General features: G+C 50.8%; 1 rRNA gene. It reads right to left on the reverse strand.

Features of this window, described 5'->3' with window-relative positions:
• Window positions 1-41 precede the first annotated feature (41 nt).
• Window positions 42-1,594: ribosomal RNA gene (locus tag LQ686_RS13840) — 16S ribosomal RNA — on the reverse strand.
• Window positions 1,595-1,653: the final 59 nt, after the last annotated feature.

Here is a 1,653-nt window from a genome sequence, read left to right on the forward strand (position 1 = left end):
CGTTATTCCATGACCTAATGGTCATTCCGTAATATCCTTAGAAAGGAGGTGATCCAGCCGCACCTTCCGATACGGCTACCTTGTTACGACTTCACCCCAATCATTTGTCCCACCTTCGACGGCTAGCTCCTAAAAGGTTACTCCACCGGCTTCGGGTGTTACAAACTCTCGTGGTGTGACGGGCGGTGTGTACAAGACCCGGGAACGTATTCACCGTAGCATGCTGATCTACGATTACTAGCGATTCCAGCTTCATGTAGTCGAGTTGCAGACTACAATCCGAACTGAGAATAATTTTATGGGATTTGCTTGGCCTCGCGGATTCGCTGCCCTTTGTATTATCCATTGTAGCACGTGTGTAGCCCAAATCATAAGGGGCATGATGATTTGACGTCATCCCCACCTTCCTCCGGTTTGTCACCGGCAGTCAACCTAGAGTGCCCAACTTAATGATGGCAACTAAGCTTAAGGGTTGCGCTCGTTGCGGGACTTAACCCAACATCTCACGACACGAGCTGACGACAACCATGCACCACCTGTCACTTTGTCCCCCGAAGGGGAAGACTCTATCTCTAGAGCGGTCAAAGGATGTCAAGATTTGGTAAGGTTCTTCGCGTTGCTTCGAATTAAACCACATGCTCCACCGCTTGTGCGGGTCCCCGTCAATTCCTTTGAGTTTCAACCTTGCGGTCGTACTCCCCAGGCGGAGTGCTTAATGCGTTAGCTGCAGCACTAAGGGGCGGAAACCCCCTAACACTTAGCACTCATCGTTTACGGCGTGGACTACCAGGGTATCTAATCCTGTTTGATCCCCACGCTTTCGCACATCAGCGTCAGTTACAGACCAGAGAGCCGCCTTCGCCACTGGTGTTCCTCCATATCTCTGCGCATTTCACCGCTACACATGGAATTCCACTCTCCTCTTCTGCACTCAAGTTTCCCAGTTTCCAATGACCCTCCACGGTTGAGCCGTGGGCTTTCACATCAGACTTAAGAAACCGCCTACGCGCGCTTTACGCCCAATAATTCCGGATAACGCTTGCCACCTACGTATTACCGCGGCTGCTGGCACGTAGTTAGCCGTGGCTTTCTGGTTAGGTACCGTCAAGACTTGTTCAGTTACTAACAAATTTGTTCTTCCCTAACAACAGAGTTTTACGATCCGAAGACCTTCATCACTCACGCGGCGTTGCTCCGTCAGGCTTTCGCCCATTGCGGAAGATTCCCTACTGCTGCCTCCCGTAGGAGTCTGGACCGTGTCTCAGTTCCAGTGTGGCCGATCACCCTCTCAGGTCGGCTACGTATCGTCGCCTTGGTAAGCCGTTACCTTACCAACTAGCTAATACGGCGCGGGTCCATCTATAAGTGACAGCCGAAACCGTCTTTCACTATCGAACCATGCGGTTCAAAATATTATCCGGTATTAGCCCCGGTTTCCCGGAGTTATCCCAGTCTTATAGGTAGGTTACCCACGTGTTACTCACCCGTCCGCCGCTAACATCAGAGAAGCAAGCTTCTCATCTGTTCGCTCGACTTGCATGTATTAGGCACGCCGCCAGCGTTCATCCTGAGCCAGGATCAAACTCTCCATAAAAGAAGTAAGCTTGATAAGCTCATTTTTGATTGGTTAAGCCAATCACTCTGAAGTACTTT

The sequence above is a fragment of the Mammaliicoccus sp. J-M41 genome, assembly GCF_022385935.1.
Lineage (GTDB): Bacteria > Bacillota > Bacilli > Staphylococcales > Staphylococcaceae > Mammaliicoccus > Mammaliicoccus sciuri_A.